The organism is Citrobacter pasteurii (assembly GCF_019047765.1).
Lineage (GTDB): Bacteria > Pseudomonadota > Gammaproteobacteria > Enterobacterales > Enterobacteriaceae > Citrobacter > Citrobacter pasteurii.
Genome location: NZ_CP077262.1, coordinates 3,873,555 through 3,888,972 on the forward strand (window position 1 = coordinate 3,873,555; position 15,418 = coordinate 3,888,972).

A 15,418-nucleotide genomic window follows, 5' to 3' on the forward strand; every position below is an offset into this window, starting at 1 on the left:
AAATAAGATCGATAACGATAATTACTATCATTATCAGGGAAGTTGATATGTCATGCTCTGTTTCCGCGACACGCGCCTTTGCCGTGCCCGGACTGTTGTTACTACTTGTTCTCACCACGGCATTAAGTCTGGTTATTGGCGCAAAGTCGCTGCCCGCCTCCGTGGTATTTGATGCGCTCACCGGCAGTTGTCAAAGCGCCGATTGCACCATCGTGCTGGACGCGCGACTTCCGCGTACGCTGGCAGGGCTCCTCGCAGGTGGTGCGCTGGGCCTGGCGGGTGCGCTGATGCAGACGCTCACCCGTAACCCGCTGGCCGATCCGGGGATTCTTGGCGTCAATTCCGGGGCCAGCTTCGCGATTGTTTTAGGCGCGTCGCTGTTTGGCTTTTCCTCCCCGCAAGAACAGCTGCTAATGGCTTTTTCCGGGGCTCTCGCAGCCTCACTGATTGTGGCTTTTACCGGTAGTCAGGGCGGTGGACAGCTCAGCCCGGTACGCCTGACATTGGCCGGTGTTGCGCTGGGTGCTGTTCTGGAAGGATTATCTACTGGCATCGCCCTTCTCAACCCGGACGTCTACGACCAGTTGCGTTTCTGGCAAGCCGGTTCACTGGATATCCGCAGCCTGCAGACGCTGAAAGTCGTGCTGATCCCGGTCCTGATTGCCGGTGCTGTCGCGCTGTTTCTTAGCCGTGCTCTGAATAGCCTCAGTCTGGGAAGCGACACCGCAACGGCGCTGGGCAGCAAAGTTGCGCGTACCCAGTTTATCGGCCTGTTGGTGATTACCGTACTGTGCGGAAGTGCGACCGCCATCGTCGGCCCTATCGCCTTTATCGGCCTGATGATGCCGCATATGGCACGCTGGCTGGTGGGTGCAGATCATCGCTGGTCGCTGCCCGTCACTCTGCTGGCCACCCCTTCTCTGCTGCTGATTGCCGATATCATCGGTCGTCTGATTGTGCCTGGCGAGTTGCGCGTCTCGGTCGTCAGCGCGTTTATCGGTGCGCCGGTTCTCATCTTCCTGGTACGCCGCAAACAGCGCGGAGGTGGTGCATGATGCATCTCTCCCGTCGCCTGATTGTCAGTTGTCTGCTGCTGGTCGTTGGTTGCCTGGCCGTTGGATTGTGGAGCCTGCGCAGCGGTGCCGTTATGCTCGAGACCCCGCAAATTATTGCCGCCCTGCTCGGTGATGCACCGCGTAGCATTACGCTGGTGGTGACCGAGTGGCGATTACCACGCGTGTTGATGGCGCTGCTGATTGGCGCGGCGCTGGGCGTTAGCGGCGCGATATTCCAGTCATTGATGCGCAACCCGCTGGGTAGCCCGGACGTGATGGGCTTCAATACCGGTGCCTGGAGCGGCGTACTGGTGGCAATGGTGCTGTTTGGTCAGCATCTTACCGCCATCGCGCTGGCGGCAATGCTCGGCGGGATCCTGACTTCGCTGGTGGTCTGGGCGCTGGCCTGGCGCAACGGCATCGACACCTTCCGACTGATCATCATCGGGATCGGCATTCGCGCTATGCTGGTGGCCTTCAACACCTGGCTGCTGCTGAAGGCGTCCTTAGAAACCGCGCTGACCGCCGGGCTGTGGAACGCCGGATCGCTCAACGGTTTGACCTGGGCGAAGACCTGGCCTTCTGCGCCGCTGATTATCGTGATGCTGGGGTGCGCCGCGCTGTTGGTACGCCGCCTGCGTTTACTGGAAATGGGTGATGACAGCGCCTGTGCGCTCGGTGTCAGCGTTGAACGCTCACGTCTGATGATGATGCTGGTCGCCGTGGTGTTGACCGCTGCGGCCACCGCGCTGGCAGGCCCTATCTCGTTTATTGCCCTGGTTGCCCCACACATCGCGCGTCGGCTTAGCGGCACGGCACGTTGGGGATTAACGCAGTCGGCGCTGTGCGGCGCCCTGTTGCTGCTGATGGCCGATTTATGCGCTCAGCAGCTATTTATGCCTTATCAGCTTCCGGTTGGCGTTGTCACCGTAAGCCTCGGCGGTATTTACCTTATCGTCTTGTTAATTCAGGAGTCCCGCAAAAAATGACCGAATCAGTAGCCCGTTTGCGTGGCGACCAGTTAACGCTGGGTTATGGCAAATTTACCGTGGCGGAAAACCTTAATGTCTCGATCCCCGATGGTCACTTCACTGCCATTATTGGCCCCAACGGTTGTGGAAAGTCCACGCTGCTGCGTACATTGAGTCGTCTGATGACGCCCGCGCACGGCAAAGTCTGGCTCGATGGCGAACATATTCAACATTACCCCAGTAAAGAGGTCGCACGCAGAATTGGTCTGCTGGCGCAAAATGCCACCACGCCGGGCGATATTACCGTGCAGGAGCTGGTTGCTCGTGGGCGTTATCCACATCAGCCTTTATTTACCCGCTGGCGTAAAGAAGATGAAATCGCGGTAACCCACGCGATGCAGGCCACGGGGATCACGCATCTGGCGGCGCAAAGTGTGGATACTCTCTCCGGCGGTCAACGCCAACGCGCGTGGATAGCGATGGTGCTGGCACAAGAAACGTCGATTATGCTGCTCGACGAACCCACCACCTGGCTGGATATCAGCCATCAGATTGATCTGCTGGAGCTGCTGAGTGAGCTAAACCGGGAGAAAGGTTACACGCTGGCCGCCGTTCTGCACGACCTGAATCAGGCATGCCGCTATGCCACCCATCTGATTGCACTTCGTGATGGAAAGATCGTTGCCGAGGGTGCGCCGAAAGAGATTGTCACGGCAGAGCTCATTGAAAAAATCTATGGGCTGCGGTGTATGATTATCGACGATCCGGTAGCCGGAACGCCGTTAGTGGTCCCGTTAGGACGCACAGCAAACAGGTAAATCGCGCCACCTCCGCAGAGGTGGCGAGTCCATTTATTGGATATCGTTGAGCAAGTCACGCATGACTGGCCCAATCTTCTCGAAAGCCATTGGCGTAATGATATCAACGTGCGCGCAGTCCTGGCGATAAACATCCAGACTGGAAATCCACGGCGACCAACTGCGTTCCGGGCTGACTCCCGGCGGTAACGTGCGTTCAGCAACAAACAGCGTCGCGTGTCCCGCAAAAGGTACGCTATGTGCCGTACTCAGCAGGCGAACCGCATCGGCGTAGTTACCTTCGATGGCGCTAAACAATGCGTCGGATGCCTTGCCCTGCTGAGCAGTCAGAAACGCCTCCCGCTCACGATCAATTTCCGCTAACACTTCCGGGTCGAGTCCATTGGCCTCTTTTTCCGACCAATTTTGCGTTTCCGGCGGCCAGGTATCCAGCAGGCCAAGAAATGCGACCGTTTCTCCGCGCGCGTGTAATCGGGCAGCAATGCCCTGCGCCAGTGTACCGCCCAACGAGTACCCAATCAGATAATAAGGTCCATGAGGTTGCTGACGAAGTAACGTTGCCAGGTGCTGTTCGCACACCGCATCCAGGTTTTCTGCTGTCTGCATCGGGCCATCCGGTCGCGGTGACTGGATACCCATAATCGACCACTGTGGAGGAAGGTAGCGTGACAACACGCTAAACTGCCAGGCGAAACCCGATGCCGGATGGAAGCAGAACAGCACAGGACCATCGCTTTCACGCAGCGGCAGCAGCGTTTCAAATCCCAACCGTTGCGACTGCTCGTCATCATTGCCATCCAGCAATGCGCTGAGCTGTTCGACGGTCGAGGCCACCATAATCTGCCCAGGCGTTACCTGGCGCTCAAAAATGCGGCTCAATTGCGCCGCCAGCTTCATCGCCAGCAGAGAATGCCCGCCAAGCGCAAAGAAATCCGCTTCAACATCATTGACCTCGCAGCCCAGCAAGGCCGTGAACGCCTGAGCAATCGTAGTTTCAGTCCCTGCTCGCGGCGCCCGCCCTTCCTGACGTGACGTCAGTTGTGGCATTGGTAACGCTTTACGATCCAGCTTGCCGTTGGCGCTGAGCGGGAGCTCCGCCAGTTGCAGCAGCACTGTCGGTACCATATGTGCAGGCAGGGTTGCGCGCAGACTCTCGCGCAATGCCGGAATATCCAGCGGTAAACCCGATTGTGACACCAGATAGCCCACTAACTGGCGCGCATCGCCGCCTGTCGCTACCGCCTGATTGAATACGCAGGCATGGGCAACAGCATGCTCAACATCTGGCAGCTGCTGCATCACCCGATCAATCTCACCCAGTTCAATACGCTGCCCACGGATTTTTAACTGGTCATCACTGCGCCCAAGATATTCCACCGCGCCATTTTCCAGCCAGCACGCCACGTCTCCGGTACGGTACATACGTTCGCCAGGGTTAAAGGGATCGGCAATAAAACGGCTCGCCGTCAGATCTGGTCGGCCGAGATATCCCTGCGCCAGTTGGATCCCCGTCAGGTACAGGTCACCGGCGACACCAATGGGCACTGGACGCATCATGGCATCAAGGATCCGCAAACCGGTATTCCAGACCGGATAGCCGATTGGTACGCTGTTCCCGGCTACGGCAGCAAGCTCCTCACCCCAGGCTGGATACCAGCTTACATCTACCGCCGCCTCGGTTGGCCCATACAGATTGTGCAGCGGCGCGTGAGTCAGTTGCTCCCATTCGCGGCACAACGCTGCCGGCAGCGCTTCACCGCTACAAAACACCTGTTTCAACGTGGAGCAGCTTTCCCGCGCCGTTTCTGGCGTCAGTGAGGCCACAAACGCCGCCAGCATCGACGGTACAAAGTGCGTTGTCGTCACCCCAAACGTCGCGAAGAACTGTTGCATCGCCAGCGGGTCACGATGTGCCTCTGGTTCAGCCATCACCAGTTTTGCGCCGGCAATGAAGGGCCAGAAAAACTCCCAGACCGAAACATCAAAACTGCATGGCGTTTTTTGCGCCACCACATCGTCGGCCGTCAGCGGATAGTGATTCTGCATCCATAGCAGACGGTTAACGATGGCGGTTTGTCCCACCATCACCCCTTTTGGTCTGCCCGTCGATCCGGAGGTGAAGATGATATAGGCCGTATGATTTGGTCGTGATAAAGCGAATGGTGTGTCATCTTGCTCTGGCAACGGCGCGGTGTAGCACAGGCTTTCCAGCCCAGGGATACCGCTAAAACGAACCCGTTGTTCATCAGTGGTGATAAGCAACGTAGGTTTAGCATCTTCCAGCATCATCCGCAGGCGATCGTCCGGATATCCGGTATCCAGCGGTAACCAGGCGGCTCCCGCTTCGACGATACCGTGCAGCGCCAGCGTCAGGAACACGGAGCGCGGTAAGGCAACCGCCACGCTGTCCCCTGGGCGCACACCGCGTTCGCGCAGCAGTTTTGCCAGTGCCACCACCTGCTGACGCATTTCGCGATAGCTAAACTGATAGCGAGCATCGGCCAGCGCCGGCGCATCCGGTGTTTTGCTGGCTTGCCCGGCCACCAGCGCACTCAATGTGGTGGAAGGGATCGTCACTGCCGTATTGTTAATTGTCGCCAACTGTTCGTGCTCAGACGCCAGCAGCATCTCCACATCCCCGCAGCGTAGCGACGGATTTGCGGCAAATTGCGCGATAAGCGCCGTTAAACGCGAAGCATGCTGTGCCAACGTAGCGGCGTCATATCGCTGCTTATTCGCCAGAATTTCAATGCTCAGCCCACCGTTTTCATCCGGGAACAGCGCCAGTTCCAGATCGTTCACCGGCCCCGTCGCCAGCGTATGGGTTTGTGCCTGCACGCCAGGAATATTCAACTGATAGTCAAAGATCTTCACGTTCAGCACCGGGCCAAAAAGTGGTTCAGCCCCGGCCGCACGCCCGCTGTCACGGACAATTTGTTCGGCATCATAGCGCTGGTGTCGGCGCATTTTCTTCAGCTGTCCAGCCAGCCGTTGCGCAAGCGCAGGGAGACTTTCTGCTGCATCAAGTCTCACGCCAAAGGGCAGGACATTTAACACCGGCCCGGTAGCGGTAAGCGCCGCTGACCCCATGCGGCGCATAAAGATAAACCCGGCGGCATAATCCATTCGGCTGCATAAACGACCGAGCCACAATGCAACCAGCGCCAGCGCCAGATCCGCACGCTGAACATCTGGCATGCGTGACGCAAGCTGGCGGAATGAACCTTCAGGCGCAGTTAACTTCATACGAATAATATCCGCGCTGGCTGAGCGACCTGGCAGCGGTTTGCTCGACAATGAAGCCGGCGGCGGCAGTTGTTGGCGTTGTTCAGCCCAGAATGCGCTATCACGTTGCCAGGCATCGCTTTGACGATACTGTTGATACTCTTCCACGACCTCGGCAAACGGCGTAAATGGCGAGGCTGGCGTGGATTCACCGCGCAGCCACGCTGTGTAAATTGCAGCAATCTGGCGGGTAATAGCCGGGAAACTAAAGCCATCAACCAGTAAGTGATGATAGCGCTGATACCAGTACCAGCGTTTATCTCCCACCTGAATGAGCAGATGGAAGACCAGCGGCTTGCCGCCGTCAGCGCGAAGATCCTGTTGCAGATCCGCCCGCATCAACGCGCGTGCCGCCTCGTGCGGACTGGATTCATTGCGTAAATCGAGAATGTCAGGTTCAGCAAAGGTGAGCGTAGGATCAACCCATTGCCAGATGTCACCGTTATCCTCAGTGAACTGCATCCGCAGGGTATCCGCATGCTCCAGACCGGCCACGACCGCCTTTGCCAGCAGTGGTGCATTCAGTTCACCGGTTAATTCGACATAGTGTGCAACGCTCCACGCCGAGGGCAATGTGGAGAGCTTTTCTGCCATCCAGATCCCTGGCTGGGCCGCAACTAAGGGTAAGCGCTGAGTCATTGCGCCTCCTGTACATCGACATAGTTTGCTGGCGTCAGCGTGGTCCAGTTCGCATCCAGCCATTGCTGGCAGGCGTCCTGCGACTGCGGTTCGCACGCAACCGTCCAGCCAGCAGGAAGTGAGCACTGCTGAGGCCAGAGGCTGAATTGACGTTGTGGGTTTTGCAGAATGTAAAACTGTCCCTGCGGGTTATCGAAGGGGTTACTGAATTCCATACTCAACTCCTGTCGTGGAACATCATCCGGTTAAAGCGTGTCGGTGAGCGGTTGCCAGAGCGTCATCAGCCCTTGCATTAAGCCGCCGCGCCAGCAAAGCGCATCATGTCCACCCTCAACCTGACGCCAGAAAATAGACTGTGGTGCAGAGGGAAATTGGGTGAATAGCGCCTGATTAGCACGAAAAATAATCGGCTCGCGGGTCCCGGCTTCCAGCACAATACGTAGACCCTGAACGCTTACCGTTCCGGCCTTCAGTTGTTCAATAATCACGCCATCCTGATGACCATCGCGATGCGGCCACCAATAAGATCCGGACTGACTGAGTACGCAGCCAAACCGATCTGGCCAGTTCAGTCCGGCATACAGCGAAGCCAAACCGCCAAAACTTTGCCCGGCAACCACCGTGCGCTGCGGGTCGTCGCTGAATGGCGTCGTGGTTTTCACCAGCGGCAATAATTCCTGCTGAACTGCCAGCCAAAAATCAGCGTTACACGGCAACTCATGGCTGCGATGCGGCGTATCAATGGCATCAATCAGGAGATATACCGCGGGAGGAAGCTGGCCACGATGAGTGAGTGAGGTCAGTGCCGGCCAGACCGGCATACTGTGTGCCCAAAATTGTCCGTCCAGCAGAATAGCCAGGGGACGTTCTTGCGGGTTGGCTTCACCGGTGGTGAAAACCCACACCCGGCGCGTATTACCCAACCGGTCACTGTGCCATTGCAGGCATACTGCGGGCGAGTCGGGATTTTCAGGGCGATCCCATCCCGGCTGTACGGGAGCATCTGGCATCTCCAGCGCGGACACCGCATGCCCCCGACCCCCTTTCCAGCTTTGAGTATTGAGAGGATCCGCAATAGCCTGTGGCAGCAGTTGTCGCCAGCCTTCGCGTAGCACAGTGCGATCGGGCGTTTCACCCGGTGCCAGTGAGGCAAAAATATCGTTTCGATCGGAGGGGATAAAACAGTAACTGCCGCGCCAGTTAGCGCTCAGGGAAATATTCCAGCACCAAACATTCGTACCATCAATACGTTGCATCGACTGGGGTACGGCATTTTGATGATGATCGGTAACACCCGTGATGTAGACCCACACCCGGCGAATGGCTGACTCTTTTTCGCTTCCCTGTGGGTCGCGCCACCAGAACGTTACGCGGTAATCACCGTTGTCTTCTCGCTCCCATTCCGGGCCATTTTTTGACTGCCACCACGCCTCGCTTCCCATCATTAACGCCGTCACTGTCATAACCCCATGTTTATTTTGAAATTTTATATATGAGCGTGAAATATATTGATAATATTATTGATAACTATTTGCATTTGCAATAGCGTATTGACGCGCTGTGGGAAGCGCGCACAGTTTTTCACCACTTATAAACCGACCTGGCGCTGCGTACTTTTTTCTGGAACGGAGGGTTTACGCAGATGCGGGCGACATCAGGCCTGGTGCCCAAAACGGCACACGGGTACTCGTGGCTAAAAGAAAGCAGGACATACAATGAACAACAAGATTCATTCACTGGCCTTATTGGTCAATTTAGGGATTTACGGGGTAGCACTGCCTGCGATGGCAGAAGATAAAACCGATAGCGCCGCCGTCTCTCATGAAGACACCATCGTCGTCACCGCCGCTCAGCAGAACCTGCAGGCGCCGGGCGTTTCAACCATCACCGCAGATGAAATCCGCAAGAACCCTCCGGCTCGCGACGTCTCGGAAATCATCCGTACCATGCCAGGCGTTAACCTGACCGGTAACTCAACCAGCGGCCAGCGCGGTAACAACCGTCAGATTGATATTCGCGGTATGGGCCCAGAAAACACCCTGATTCTGATCGACGGCAAACCGGTCACCAGCCGCAACTCTGTGCGTCAGGGGTGGCGTGGTGAGCGTGATACCCGCGGTGATACCGCCTGGGTACCACCTGAAATGATAGAACGCATTGAAGTCCTGCGCGGCCCGGCAGCAGCACGCTACGGCAACGGCGCGGCAGGTGGTGTGGTGAATATCATCACCAAAAAAGGCAGCAGTGAATGGCACGGTTCATGGGATACCTATTTCAACGCGCCGGAGCACAAAGACGAAGGTTCGACCAAACGCACCAACTTTAGCCTGAATGGTCCAATGGGCGGAGATTTCAGCTTCCGTCTGTACGGTAACCTCGATAAAACACAGGCCGATGCCTGGGATATCAACCAGGGCCATCAGTCAGAACGTACAGGTACGTATTCCAATACCTTACCGGCCGGTCGCGAAGGGGTGATCAACAAAGACATCAACGGTATTGTGCGTTGGGATTTCGCCCCACTTCAGTCACTGGAACTGGAAGCGGGTTACAGCCGCCAGGGCAACCTGTACGCGGGTGACACGCAAAATACCAACACTAACCAGTTGGTGAAAGATAACTACGGTAAAGAAACTAACCGTCTGTACCGTCAGAACTACTCGCTGACCTGGAACGGCGGCTGGGATAATGGTGTCACCACCAGCAACTGGGTGCAGTACGAACACACGCGGAACTCTCGCACCCCGGAAGGTCTGGCCGGTGGAACCGAGGGGATCTTCGACCCGACGGCTTCACAAAAATATGTCGATGCCGACCTGAATGACGTCATGCTGCACAGTGAGATCAGCATTCCGTTGGATCTGCTGGTCAATCAAAACCTGACGCTGGGTACTGAATGGAACCAGCAGCGCATGAAGGACATGCTGTCTAACTCGCAGTCCTTTATGGGCGGTAATATTCCAGGCTACAGCAGCACCGATCGCAGCCCATATTCGAAAGCCGAGATCTTCTCTCTGTTTGCCGAAAACAACATGGAGCTGACCGACAGCACCATGCTGACACCGGGTCTGCGTTTCGATCACCACAGCATTGTGGGCGACAACTGGAGCCCGTCGCTGAACCTGTCTCAAGGTTTGGGCGACGACTTTACGCTGAAAATGGGCATCGCGCGCGCCTATAAAGCACCAAGCCTGTACCAACTCAACCCAAATTACATTCTGTACAGTAAAGGCCAGGGCTGTTATGCCACCGGTTCTGCCAGCGGTATTGGCTGCTACATGATGGGTAACGATGACCTGAAAGCTGAAACCAGCATCAACAAAGAGATTGGTCTCGAGTTCAAACGTGACGGCTGGCTGGCCGGCATCACCTGGTTCCGCAACGATTACCGTAACAAGATTGAAGCAGGTACGGTACCGTTTGACAGAACCTCGATCAGCAAGAAAAACGCAACAACGGGCAAGACCACAACAACCTACACCGATATCTATCAGTGGGGAAACATTCCTAAAGCGGTGGTAGAAGGCCTGGAAGGAACGTTGAACGTGCCGGTTAGCGAAACCGTTACCTGGACCAACAACATCACCTACATGCTGCAAAGCAAGAATAAAGAGACTGGCGAACGTCTGTCGATTATTCCTGAGTACACGCTGAACTCAACATTGAGCTGGCAGGCGCGTGAAGATCTGTCACTGCAATCCACCTTTACCTGGTACGGCAAACAGCAGCCGAAGAAATACGATTACCAGGGTAAACCGGTGACCGGCAGCTCGGCACAAGAAGTGAGTCCGTACAGCATAGTCGGCCTGAGCGCGACCTGGGACGTGACCAAAAACGTCAGCCTGACCGGCGGCGTGGATAACGTCTTTGACAAACGTCTGTGGCGTGAAGGCAATGCCCAGACCACTGGTGATATCGTTACCGGTAATTATATGGCGGGCGCTGGCGCGTACACCTATAACGAACCGGGTCGTACGTGGTTCATGAGCGTTAACACGCACTTCTGATAACGCTTTCCCTCTCCTCGCTGCGGGGAGAGGGAAATCATAACTATGATGCACACAACGCACACACCACTCACTTTCGCAGACCAGACGCTGCACATTGTCGAGTTCGATCCCAACAGCTTTCACGAACACGATCTGCTCTGGCTCCCTCACCATGCCCAGCTAACCGCTGGCGCACGTAAACGTAAAGCAGAACATCTGGCAGGACGTATCGCCGCAATACATGCTTTACGTGAATACGGTATCAAAACGGTGCCCGGCATCGGCGAACAGCGACAACCGCTGTGGCCACATGGCCTCTTTGGCAGTATCAGCCATAGCGCAACAACGGCACTGGCTGTCGTCTCATGCCACCCCGTCGGACTGGATATTGAAGCTATTTTTTCGCCGCAGGTCGCAGTTGAGCTGACTGACAGCATTATCGACAACACTGAGCGACAGGTTTTGCTTCACGCATCACTCCCCTTTCCACTTGCCTTAACCCTGGTCTTCAGCGCCAAAGAGAGTCTGTATAAGGCGTTTTCAGCGCATTTGACGCACCTTCCGGGCTTCTCCAGCGCCAACGTTATCGCTCTCACCACGACGCAGATCACCTTGCAAATTACGCCGTCATTTTCGCAAAGCCTCGCCGGGCTGAGCGTTAACGTTAGCTGGTTTCGGCGTGAAGAAAACATCATTACCCTATGCCCGGCCCCGGCCTTTTCAGTCTGAGTGATCAAGGCAAACGTACTATGCCGGTTGAAACGCCGCCAGCGATCGGCGTTGTCGCCCGTTTTCATCAAAGTTGTCGACAGCCAGCCAACGCTGCAAAACAGCGTCACGCTGTGGCCACTCATCGTCAATCATTGATAGCCAGTCGCTGTCGCGGTTGCGCCCCTTACGCACCATCTTTTGGCGAAAGCGACCTTCATGGATAAACCCTAAACGCTCCGCCGCACGTCGGGATGCGATGTTCAGGGAATCGCATTTCCACTCCACGCGACGATAGCCCAGCGCAAACGCCTGGCGTAGCAACAGCCAGACGGTTTCTGTACCCAGTACCGTATTCTTCATTCGTGGCGACCAGGTCACATGGCCTATCTCGACCGAGCCATTTACAAGGTCGATCGCCATAAATGAGACTAACCCTACGGCGCGCCCGGATTGTAAATCAATCACCGCATAGGGAACCAAAGAGGCATCCGTTGATTTGCCCGTGACCCAACGCACGGCCTCCTCTACGCTCGCAGGACGCGTGCTGGCAAGCCAGGTCCAGTCACGTTCGTCAGGTGCCTGCGCGTAGGCGTCAAACAGATCGGCGGCATGGCTGTCAGCGTCCAGGGGCTCCAGACGGCAATATTGACCAATAAGCACACTCCGTGGCAGCGCGGTTGCGCCATTCCAGTCCGGCAGGGCATCACCCACCGTCTGCCCATACAGATTTATCTCTGGCACTGTTCACCCCCTGTTATGCAAGTAAAAACCACGTTATAGCACCCGCCATTTCACCTTCAAAGCGCTGGTCAGGGATTTTTCACGCAGAACAGAAAATCGCCGCCCCTTCTATACTGATTAGAAATCAACGCTCAGGAGAACACGATGTCACTACCCGATTTTCATGTCTCTGACCCCTTTACGTTAGGCATTGAACTGGAAATGCAGGTAATCAATCCTCCGGGCTACGATCTGAGCCAAGACGCGTCCAGGTTGATTGACGCCGTGAAGTCAGAACTCACCGTCGGCGAGGTGAAGCACGATATCACCGAAAGTATGCTGGAAATGGCGACCGGGGTGTGTCGCGATGTTGACCAGGCGGCCGCGCAGTTTTCCACCATGCAGCACCTTGTTTTGCGCGCAGCCCAAACGCTTCACCTCGACATCTGCGGCGGTGGTACGCACCCGTTTCAAACATGGCAGCGTCAGGAAGTGTGTGATGACGAACGCTATCGGCGGAATCTGGAGAACTTCGGCTACCTTATTCAGCAGGCCACGGTTTTCGGTCAGCATGTTCATATCGGCTGTGCCAACGGTGACGATGCGATTTACCTGCTGCACGGCCTGTCGCGATTTGTCCCCCACTTTATTGCGCTCTCTGCGGCCTCGCCCTATATGCAGGCTGCTGATACACGCTTTGCCTGTGCACGGCTGAACATTTTCTCCGGATTTCCCGATAATGGCCCGATGCCGTGGGTGAGCAACTGGCAGGAATTTACCAGGCTCTTTCGCCAACTGGCGTATACCAGCATGATTGACAGCATTAAAGATTTGCACTGGGACATCCGCCCCAGTCCGCATTTTGGCACAGTAGAGGTACGGGTGATGGACACCCCGCTGACCCTTGAGCACGCACTCAACATAGCCGGGCTTATTCAGGCTACCGCCCACTGGTTACTCACCGAACGGCCATTCAGGCATCAGGAAAATGATTATCTGTTGTACAAGTTCAACCGTTTTCAGGCCTGTCGTTTTGGGATGGAAGGAATACTCACCGACGTGAATACCGGGGATCACCATCGCCTGGCTGATGACACGCTACGCTTACTGGACACTGTCGCAGCGTCGGCGGAAAAAGTGGGGGCAGCGAGTGCCGTTCACACCTTACATCAGCAGGTGAAAAAGGGTCACAATGAGGTGCGGCACATGCGTGATTTTGTGGCAAACGGTGGCTCGCTGAGTGGACTGGTGAAAAAACACTGTGAGATCTGGGCGGGGCATTAAGCGCGACGTTTGCGTTAACCAACGATATCCCGGACAATGGCTTTTTAACTCAAGTTTAACAATGCCATGAAACACCCGCTTGAATCACTGATGACCGCCGCCGGGATACTGCTGTTGGCTCTGCTTTCCTGCCTGCTGCTGCCCGCCCCTTCGCTTGGCCTGGTGTTGGCGCAAAAGTTAGTCACAACCTTTCATTTAATGGATCTTAATCAGTTTTATACTTTGTTGTTTTGTCTGTGGTTCTTGCTTCTCGGGGTGATTGAGTATTTTGTACTGCGCTTCATCTGGCGGCGTTGGTTCTCGCTGGCAGAATAGACCCGCGAGAACCCGTATACCGTTAATGTGTGCGGCTGTGATTTTCTTTACGATACGCCCCAGGCGGCTGGCTAAACGTACGGGTAAAAATACGCGTGAAAGTCTGCTGCGAATCGAAGCCATACTTCAGGCAGATATCGTAAACTTTTTGGTCGGTATCACGCAGATCGCGTGCCGCTAATAATAGCTTACGTTCACGGATATAACGCCCGAGGCTCTCGCCTTTGTACTGCAGAAAAAGGCGCTGCAGATGCCATTTTGAATACCCCGCATGGCGCGCAATATCATCAATGCGCAAGGGTTGGTTCAAATTATCATCAATCCATTCAACAATCGTATCAATTACCTGAGCAGAAATCGTCATCATGCTCTCCCCTCTGTTCATTGCGTTGCCTGCTGCCACCAGGCCGTAAACTGTTGGTCCGGTTCGGACAGTGCTACCGGCTCACCCAGCATCGGCGTCAGCAATCGGTAATGTTGGCGGCGACTGGCAAGTGCCAGTCTTTTGTAGGGATCATCCCAGGTGTGTTTTGCCAGAACGAAGCGACCCGCATGTCCGGGTAATACCGCTTTCGCGTGCAGATCGGCCGCGGCCTGGGCGGTTTCTTCCGGCATCATATGAATGAACTTCCAGTCCTGGTCATACTGACCATTTTCCATGATTGCCAAATCGACCTTGCCAAACTGCTCGCCAATCGCTTTAAAATGCGGCCCGTAGCCGGAGTCGCCGCTGTAGTAAACGTTCTGTTCCGGCGTTTCAAACATGAAACTGGCCCACAGCGTTTGGTTACGTTTAATCCCCCGGCCAGAAAAATGGCGGGCAGGCAGGACATGGACGATCAGCGAATCTGTCACTTTGACGGATTGATTCCAGTCACATTCCTCAATAATCTCGCTGTTCATTCCCCAGTAACGCAGGTGCGATCCCACGCCAAGTGGCGTAATCACGCGCTTAATCTTCGGCATCAGGGCCTTGATGGTGGCGAGATCCAGATGGTCATAATGATCATGCGAGATAATAAGAAGCTCGATCTCCGGCATCGTCTGCGCAGTCCACGGATACTCACCAGCAAAAGCTTTATTCAGGAATGAAAACGGTGCGGCATAATTGCTCAACACCGGATCAATAAGAATACGCTGGCCCGCCAACTGTAAATACCACGAGGAATGTCCCAGCCAGACAAGGGTATCCTGCTGTGGCGATAAACTGGCGAGATCGGTCGCAACCAGTGGCAACGGCTGCGCGGGTCGCGCGTTTTCTCGCTTCGCGATCAGAAACTCCCACCAGGCCGCCAGCATACCTTTGTTGCCGGTATAGCCCGGGGTCGGGACCTGATTATGAAACTGTCCATCACGATAGTGTGGCGACTGTTCAACCTGACTCAGTTGTGCTCCTTGCGGCGCCTGACCAAATCCGGCATTGAGTACAAACGGTAAACTTGCTGCTGCGGCAATGAGCATAATAACAACCACACAAACTGTGAGACGCTTCATATCCTGACCTTAAACGCGCCCCCTTTCCGCTGGGTTGCGCGACTGACTCTTGATTATGAGTGAGTAAGCACTCATTATAGAAATCGAAAGTTTGTCGTCAAGATGATTTTCAATCTTTGACATTCGCCGTTGCGGTG

The 15,418-nt window shown here is 55.5% G+C and carries 13 protein-coding genes; 7 read left to right on the forward strand and 6 right to left on the reverse strand.

What is annotated here, in order from left to right; all coding sequences use genetic code 11:
* The first annotated feature begins 47 nt into the window (after positions 1-47).
* From fepD to fepC, 3 genes are read left to right on the forward strand one after another with little or no spacing between them, the layout of a single operon-like run.
* Positions 48-1,055, forward strand: a complete 1,008-nt coding sequence (gene fepD, locus I6L54_RS18895) for a Fe(3+)-siderophore ABC transporter permease (protein WP_040232594.1) — start codon at positions 48-50, stop codon at positions 1,053-1,055.
* A complete protein-coding gene (gene fepG, locus I6L54_RS18900; protein WP_040232595.1) occupies positions 1,052-2,044 on the forward strand; it encodes an iron-enterobactin ABC transporter permease in 993 nt (330 codons plus the stop codon). Before fepD ends, fepG begins: the two co-directional genes overlap by 4 nt.
* Positions 2,041-2,844 carry an iron-enterobactin ABC transporter ATP-binding protein gene (gene fepC, locus I6L54_RS18905; RefSeq protein ID WP_005123456.1) on the forward strand — a complete coding sequence of 268 codons (804 nt, stop codon included), beginning with the start codon at positions 2,041-2,043 and terminating at the stop codon, positions 2,842-2,844. The genes fepG and fepC overlap by 4 nt, the downstream gene beginning before the upstream one ends.
* 33 nt (positions 2,845-2,877) lie before the next feature.
* On the opposite strand, the gene entF is transcribed toward fepC, so the two are convergent.
* From entF to fes, 3 genes are read right to left on the reverse strand one after another with little or no spacing between them, the layout of a single operon-like run.
* Positions 2,878-6,768, reverse strand: a complete 3,891-nt coding sequence (entF, locus tag I6L54_RS18910; protein ID WP_040232597.1) for an enterobactin non-ribosomal peptide synthetase EntF — start codon at positions 6,766-6,768, stop codon at positions 2,878-2,880.
* Positions 6,765-6,983 carry an MbtH family protein gene (locus tag I6L54_RS18915; RefSeq protein ID WP_005123454.1) on the reverse strand — a complete coding sequence of 73 codons (219 nt, stop codon included), beginning with the start codon at positions 6,981-6,983 and terminating at the stop codon, positions 6,765-6,767. The genes entF and I6L54_RS18915 overlap by 4 nt, the downstream gene beginning before the upstream one ends.
* 30 nt (positions 6,984-7,013) lie before the next feature.
* Complete coding sequence (gene fes, locus I6L54_RS18920; RefSeq protein ID WP_040232598.1) at positions 7,014-8,231, reverse strand: enterochelin esterase; 1,218 nt, start codon at positions 8,229-8,231, stop codon at positions 7,014-7,016.
* A gap of 252 nt (positions 8,232-8,483) precedes the next feature.
* Here fes and I6L54_RS18925 point away from each other — a divergent pair, with 252 nt between their 5' ends.
* Positions 8,484-10,775: a TonB-dependent siderophore receptor gene (locus tag I6L54_RS18925; RefSeq protein ID WP_040232601.1), complete on the forward strand. Its 2,292-nt coding sequence runs from the start codon at positions 8,484-8,486 to the stop codon at positions 10,773-10,775.
* Between the two features lie 48 nt (positions 10,776-10,823).
* Positions 10,824-11,486 (forward strand): enterobactin synthase subunit EntD, encoded by a 663-nt coding sequence (gene entD / locus I6L54_RS18930; protein ID WP_040232886.1) that lies wholly within the window; start codon positions 10,824-10,826, stop codon positions 11,484-11,486.
* Between the two features lie 18 nt (positions 11,487-11,504).
* On the opposite strand, the gene I6L54_RS18935 is transcribed toward entD, so the two are convergent.
* Positions 11,505-12,209, reverse strand: a complete 705-nt coding sequence (locus I6L54_RS18935; protein ID WP_005121998.1) for a GNAT family N-acetyltransferase — start codon at positions 12,207-12,209, stop codon at positions 11,505-11,507.
* Between the two features lie 144 nt (positions 12,210-12,353).
* Between I6L54_RS18935 and I6L54_RS18940 the strand changes: the two genes are divergently transcribed.
* Together I6L54_RS18940 and I6L54_RS18945 are read left to right on the forward strand one after the other, a co-directional pair.
* Positions 12,354-13,472 (forward strand): YbdK family carboxylate-amine ligase, encoded by a 1,119-nt coding sequence (locus tag I6L54_RS18940; RefSeq protein ID WP_040232602.1) that lies wholly within the window; start codon positions 12,354-12,356, stop codon positions 13,470-13,472.
* 66 nt (positions 13,473-13,538) lie between these two features.
* Positions 13,539-13,787, forward strand: a complete 249-nt coding sequence (locus I6L54_RS18945; protein WP_005122002.1) for a DUF1158 family protein — start codon at positions 13,539-13,541, stop codon at positions 13,785-13,787.
* Positions 13,788-13,809: 22 nt separating this feature from the next.
* Here the strand turns inward: I6L54_RS18945 and I6L54_RS18950 are convergent, their stop codons facing one another.
* Entirely contained in the window at positions 13,810-14,151 is a 342-nt protein-coding gene (locus tag I6L54_RS18950; RefSeq protein WP_005122005.1) for a RamA family antibiotic efflux transcriptional regulator, read from the reverse strand.
* Positions 14,152-14,168: 17 nt separating this feature from the next.
* On the reverse strand, positions 14,169-15,281 hold the full coding sequence (locus I6L54_RS18955) for an MBL fold metallo-hydrolase (RefSeq protein WP_040232603.1): 1,113 nt from the start codon (positions 15,279-15,281) through the stop codon (positions 14,169-14,171).
* Positions 15,282-15,418 lie beyond the last annotated feature (137 nt).

What these genes read in the sequence shown, in the direction of transcription:
- fepD (WP_040232594.1), top strand. Translation starts at nt 48, where the DNA reads ATGTCATGCTCTGTTTCCGCGACACGCGCCTTTGCCGTGCCCGGACTG.
- fepG (WP_040232595.1), top strand. Translation starts at nt 1,052, where the DNA reads ATGATGCATCTCTCCCGTCGCCTGATTGTCAGTTGTCTGCTGCTGGTC.
- fepC (WP_005123456.1), top strand. Translation starts at nt 2,041, where the DNA reads ATGACCGAATCAGTAGCCCGTTTGCGTGGCGACCAGTTAACGCTGGGT.
- entF (WP_040232597.1), bottom strand. Translation starts at nt 6,768, where the DNA reads ATGACTCAGCGCTTACCCTTAGTTGCGGCCCAGCCAGGGATCTGGATG.
- I6L54_RS18915 (WP_005123454.1), bottom strand. Translation starts at nt 6,983, where the DNA reads ATGGAATTCAGTAACCCCTTCGATAACCCGCAGGGACAGTTTTACATT.
- fes (WP_040232598.1), bottom strand. Translation starts at nt 8,231, where the DNA reads ATGACAGTGACGGCGTTAATGATGGGAAGCGAGGCGTGGTGGCAGTCA.
- I6L54_RS18925 (WP_040232601.1), top strand. Translation starts at nt 8,484, where the DNA reads ATGAACAACAAGATTCATTCACTGGCCTTATTGGTCAATTTAGGGATT.
- entD (WP_040232886.1), top strand. Translation starts at nt 10,824, where the DNA reads ATGCACACAACGCACACACCACTCACTTTCGCAGACCAGACGCTGCAC.
- I6L54_RS18940 (WP_040232602.1), top strand. Translation starts at nt 12,354, where the DNA reads ATGTCACTACCCGATTTTCATGTCTCTGACCCCTTTACGTTAGGCATT.
- I6L54_RS18945 (WP_005122002.1), top strand. Translation starts at nt 13,539, where the DNA reads ATGAAACACCCGCTTGAATCACTGATGACCGCCGCCGGGATACTGCTG.
- I6L54_RS18950 (WP_005122005.1), bottom strand. Translation starts at nt 14,151, where the DNA reads ATGACGATTTCTGCTCAGGTAATTGATACGATTGTTGAATGGATTGAT.
- I6L54_RS18955 (WP_040232603.1), bottom strand. Translation starts at nt 15,281, where the DNA reads ATGAAGCGTCTCACAGTTTGTGTGGTTGTTATTATGCTCATTGCCGCA.